This is a genomic window from Methylobacterium dankookense (genome assembly GCF_902141855.1).
GTDB classification, from domain to species: domain Bacteria; phylum Pseudomonadota; class Alphaproteobacteria; order Rhizobiales; family Beijerinckiaceae; genus Methylobacterium; species Methylobacterium dankookense.
The window spans coordinates 1-5,570 of sequence record NZ_CABFVH010000097.1 but is presented as its reverse complement, the minus strand read 5'-3'; the positions used below and the strand labels follow the sequence as shown (position 1 = coordinate 5,570).

Here is a 5,570-nt window from a genome sequence, read left to right as displayed (position 1 = left end):
GTGTGTGTCTTGCGTTGGGCAGGCCTGGCGGCGACCGACTCTCCCGTGTCTTGAGACACAGTACCATGGGCGCTGGTGCGTTTAACGGCCGAGTTCGAGATGGGATCGGGTTTGGGGCACACCGCTCAGGCCACCAGGCCGGCGCAACGCAAGTTTTCGTTTGGGACTTTGGCCGTGCAGGGTTTCTGCGACGGCGGGGGTCCGTTCGGCAAGCATGCTGAGCGACAGCCGTAGCTGCGCTCGGTTCAGCTGAGGTCCGTCCAGGGGACGGCCTGTGCTGCTGGTCTGTCTGTGACCGTGCCTGTTTTGCACGGCGATGGATCACGAGAGACGATCAAGCCAATCGGGCGATTAGTACCGGTCCGCTCAGTGCATTGCTGCACGTGCACGCCCGGCCTATCGACGTGGTCGTCTTCCACGGCCCTCAAGGGAGACCTCGTTTCGAAGGGGGTTTCCCGCTTAGATGCCTTCAGCGGTTATCCCGTCCGTACATAGCTATGCTGCACTGCCGCTGGCGCGACAACAGCTCCACCAGAGGTACGTTCATCCCGGTCCTCTCGTACTAGGGACAAAGCTTCTCAAGTCTCCAACACCCACGGCAGATAGGGACCGAACTGTCTCACGACGTTCTGAACCCAGCTCACGTACCACTTTAATCGGCGAACAGCCGAACCCTTGGGACCTTCTCCAGCCCCAGGATGTGATGAGCCGACATCGAGGTGCCAAACGACCCCGTCGATATGGACTCTTGGGGGTCATCAGCCTGTTATCCCCGGCGTACCTTTTATCCGTTGAGCGATGGCCCACCCACGCGGGACCACCGGATCACTATGACCGACTTTCGTCTCTGCTCGACCTGTCCGTCTCGCAGTCAAGCGGGCTTATGCCATTGCACGCGACGAGCGATTTCCGACCGCTCTGAGCCCACCTTCGTACGCCTCCGTTACGCTTTGGGAGGCGACCGCCCCAGTCAAACTGCCTGCCATGCGCGGTCCCGGACCCCGATCAGGGGCCGCGGTTAGACCATCATAACGCCAAGGGTGGTATTTCAAGGATGGCTCCACCAAGGCTGGCGCCCCGGCTTCAAAGCCTACCACCTATCCTACACATGCCGACACGATGGCCAGCGCAAAGCTACAGTAAAGGTGCACGGGGTCTTTCCGTCTGACCGCAGGAACCCCGCATCTTCACGGGGAATTCAATTTCACTGAGCCGATGCTGGAGACAGCGGGGAGATCGTTACGCCATTCGTGCAGGTCGGAACTTACCCGACAAGGAATTTCGCTACCTTAGGACCGTTATAGTTACGGCCGCCGTTTACCGGGGCTTCGATTCAAAGCTCTCACCTCTCCTCTTAACCTTCCGGCACCGGGCAGGCGTCAGGCCCTATACGTCGTCTTACAGACTTCGCAGAGCCCTGTGTTTTAGATAAACAGTCGCCACCCCCTGGTCTGTGCCCCCCACCCCTGGTTGCCCAGGAGCAGGGCCTCCTTATCCCGAAGTTACGGAGGCAAATTGCCGAGTTCCTTCAGCATCGTTCTCTCAAGCGCCTTGGTATACTCTACCAGTCCACCTGTGTCGGTTTCGGGTACGGTCTGATGTGGAGGCTCTTTCCTGGGACCCCTTCACCGCCCGAGCAATCCGATAAGCTCGAACGATATACGGCATCCGTCACCATCCACTGGCTGGGGAGTATTCACCCCATTCCCATCGACTACGCCTTTCGGCCTCGCCTTAGGGGCCGGCTAACCCTGCGCAGATTAACTTTACGCAGGAACCCTTGGACTTTCGGCGAGAGTGTCTTTCACACTCTTTGTCGTTACTCATGTCAGCATTCGCACTTCCCATACCTCCACGGCCCCTCACAGGTACCGCTTCACAGGCCTAGGGAACGCTCCGCTACCGCGCATCAAAGATGCACCCGAAGCTTCGGCTCGTGGCTTGAGCCCCGTTACATTTTCGGCGCAGGACCCCTTGTTTAGACCAGTGAGCTGTTACGCTTTCTTTAAAGGATGGCTGCTTCTAAGCCAACCTCCTGGTTGTTTTGGGAGTCCCACATCCTTTCCCACTTAGCCACGAATTGGGGGCCTTAGCTGTCGGTCAGGGTTGTTTCCCTCTCCACGACGGACGTTAGCACCCGCCGTGTGTCTCCCGAGCAGTACTCGTGCGTATTCGGAGTTTGGTTGGGTTTGGTACCGCTGTGGGCGGCCCTAGCCCATCCAGTGCTCTACCCCGCACGGTATTCACTCGAGGCGCTACCTAAATAGCTTTCGCGGAGAACCAGCTATTTCCGAGTTTGATTGGCCTTTCACCCCTAGCCACACGTCATCCAAGACCTTTTCAACGGGCACTGGTTCGGACCTCCAGTGGGTGTTACCCCACCTTCATCCTGCACATGGCTAGATCACTCGGTTTCGGGTCTAAAGCCACGAACTGAACGCCCTGTTCAGACTCGCTTTCGCTGCGCCTCCACCTATCGGCTTAAGCTTGCTCGTAACTTTAAGTCGCTGACCCATTATACAAAAGGTACGCGGTCACCCAGGACGAACCTTGAGCTCCCACTGTTTGTAAGCATCCGGTTTCAGGTGCTGTTTCACTCCCCTCGTCGGGGTGCTTTTCACCTTTCCCTCACGGTACTGGTTCACTATCGGTCGCTGAGGAGTACTTAGGCTTGGAGGGTGGTCCCCCCATGTTCAGACAGGATTTCACGTGTCCCGCCCTACTCGAGTCCTGCGTATCGTCCGTCCCGTACGGGGCTGTCACCCATCGCGCCGGCCTTTCCAGACCGTTCCGGTAAACTCAACACAGGCACTGGCCTGATCCGCGTTCGCTCGCCACTACTGACGGAGTCTCGTTGATGTCCTTTCCTCCGGGTACTGAGATGTTTCAGTTCCCCGGGTTCGCTTCAAACCCCTATGGATTCAGGGTCTGATACCTTCATCTGACCAACCGTATGGCAGGCGCAGGAACGACCGCGGGATGTGGGTCCCGCTCCGGGCTCGAAGCCCAAGGTCGTCATGCCTCTGCCATACGGAAGGTCGAAGGTGGGTTTCCCCATTCGGAAATCCCTGGATCAAAGCTCGTTCGCAGCTCCCCAAGGCTTATCGCAGCGTACCACGTCCTTCATCGCCTCTCAGCGCCAAGGCATCCACCGAATGCTCTTAAGGCACTTGATCGCTCTCGTGATCCATGCGCCGCCCGTGAGCGACAGCCGTATCAGCGGCTGCCGGTCACAGACCTGCGCGGTCACAAAAAGACCAGTGACAAGGCTCGCTGGAGCCTTGCCACCGTATGCTTGCCGAACATGACCGGTGGACCGCAGCTCTCGCTGCGCCTCCGGCACACATTCCCTCTTCACGATGTCACATCTCTTCGCACACGGGCGGCGTCCTCAGTGAGGAGACCATCAGGCCCGCGGCAAACGTGTATCATCCGGATCGTCGCTCGCACCGCTCGGGTCGTCGCAACAAGGCTGCGCCGACACCCAAAACAATGGTGGAGACAGACGGGATCGAACCGACGACCTCATGCTTGCAAAGCACGCGCTCTCCCAACTGAGCTATGTCCCCGAACCCGAAGGCCCTGGCTGCTCATGACGGAGACCGCATCAGATCGTGGTGGGCCTGGGACGACTCGAACGTCCGACCTCACCCTTATCAGGGGTGCGCTCTAACCACCTGAGCTACAGGCCCAGTATGATCGACGCACCGCGATGAACGGCGTAGCCGATCACGCTATCCGGATGGAGAAAGAGAAACGAGGACGGCGCCTGCCCCGCCCATGGGGCCTGACTGGCCCCTGTTATCTAAATGACGTTCCACGAAGAGCGGACCGGATCAGATCGTTGCCGACCTGCCGATCATCTTGGCTAGGAACATCCTTAGAAAGGAGGTGATCCAGCCGCAGGTTCCCCTACGGCTACCTTGTTACGACTTCACCCCAGTCGCTGACCCTACCGTGGTCGCCTGCCTCCCTTGCGGGTTAGCGCAGCGCCGTCGGGTAAGACCAACTCCCATGGTGTGACGGGCGGTGTGTACAAGGCCCGGGAACGTATTCACCGTGGCATGCTGATCCACGATTACTAGCGATTCCACCTTCATGCACTCGAGTTGCAGAGTGCAATCCGAACTGAGACGGCTTTTGGGGATTTGCTCAACCTCGCGGTCTCGCGTCCCACTGTCACCGCCATTGTAGCACGTGTGTAGCCCATCCCGTAAGGGCCATGAGGACTTGACGTCATCCACACCTTCCTCGCGGCTTATCACCGGCAGTCTCCCCAGAGTGCCCAACTGAATGATGGCAACTGAGGACGTGGGTTGCGCTCGTTGCGGGACTTAACCCAACATCTCACGACACGAGCTGACGACAGCCATGCAGCACCTGTGTGCGCGCCTCCGAAGAGGACTGGAGATCTCTCCCCATAACACGCCATGTCAAAGGATGGTAAGGTTCTGCGCGTTGCTTCGAATTAAACCACATGCTCCACCGCTTGTGCGGGCCCCCGTCAATTCCTTTGAGTTTTAATCTTGCGACCGTACTCCCCAGGCGGAATGCTTAATGCGTTAGCTGCGCTACTGAGATGCATGCACCCCAACAGCTAGCATTCATCGTTTACAGCGTGGACTACCAGGGTATCTAATCCTGTTTGCTCCCCACGCTTTCGCGCCTCAGCGTCAGTGCTGGTCCAGTTGGCCGCCTTCGCCACCGGTGTTCTTGCGAATATCTACGAATTTCACCTCTACACTCGCAGTTCCACCAACCTCTACCAGACTCAAGCGTCCCAGTATCGAAGGCCATTCTGTGGTTGAGCCACAGGCTTTCACCCCCGACTTAAAACGCCGCCTACGCGCCCTTTACGCCCAGTGATTCCGAGCAACGCTAGCCCCCTTCGTATTACCGCGGCTGCTGGCACGAAGTTAGCCGGGGCTTATTCCTCCGGTACCGTCATTATCGTCCCGGATAAAAGAGCTTTACAACCCTAAGGCCTTCATCACTCACGCGGCATGGCTGGATCAGGCTTGCGCCCATTGTCCAATATTCCCCACTGCTGCCTCCCGTAGGAGTCTGGGCCGTGTCTCAGTCCCAGTGTGGCTGATCATCCTCTCAGACCAGCTACTGATCGTCGCCTTGGTAGGCCGTTACCCCACCAACTAGCTAATCAGACGCGGGCCGATCCTTCGGCAGTAAACCTTTCCCCAAAAGGGCGTATCCGGTATTAGCTCCAGTTTCCCAGAGTTGTCCCGAACCAAAGGGTACGTTCCCACGTGTTACTCACCCGTCTGCCACTAGCACCGAAGTGCCCGTTCGACTTGCATGTGTTAAGCCTGCCGCCAGCGTTCGCTCTGAGCCAGGATCAAACTCTCAAGTTGAAGAGCTGATCATAGCTGATCACAAATCATCGACAGAAGCACATCAGACCGCCGTTTCCAGCAATCCGGAGCTTCATAAAAGAAGACTTGGTCAGCGTCTCATCTCACGACCCAGACCAGCAGCCGAAGCCACCAATCCAGATCCGCAAGGACAAACGCCGCCCACGCTTCTCTTTCTCGTCATTCACTTGTCAAAGAGCG

2 tRNA genes and 3 rRNA genes are annotated in these 5,570 nt (G+C 58.0%); all 5 read right to left on the bottom strand.

The window, feature by feature from the left end:
• Positions 1-22 precede the first annotated feature (22 nt).
• Positions 23-138, bottom strand: a 5S ribosomal RNA gene (rrf, locus tag MTDSW087_RS29475).
• Positions 139-330: 192 nt separating this feature from the next.
• Positions 331-3,176: ribosomal RNA gene (locus tag MTDSW087_RS29470) — 23S ribosomal RNA — on the bottom strand.
• A gap of 317 nt (positions 3,177-3,493) precedes the next feature.
• Positions 3,494-3,569, bottom strand: a tRNA-Ala gene (locus tag MTDSW087_RS29465).
• A gap of 46 nt (positions 3,570-3,615) precedes the next feature.
• Positions 3,616-3,692, bottom strand: a tRNA-Ile gene (locus MTDSW087_RS29460).
• A 192-nt stretch (positions 3,693-3,884) separates the two neighbouring features.
• Positions 3,885-5,369, bottom strand: a 16S ribosomal RNA gene (locus MTDSW087_RS29455).
• The 16S, 23S and 5S rRNA genes sit together here with 2 tRNA genes alongside, the layout of an rRNA operon.
• Between the last annotated feature and the right edge of the window lie 201 nt (positions 5,370-5,570).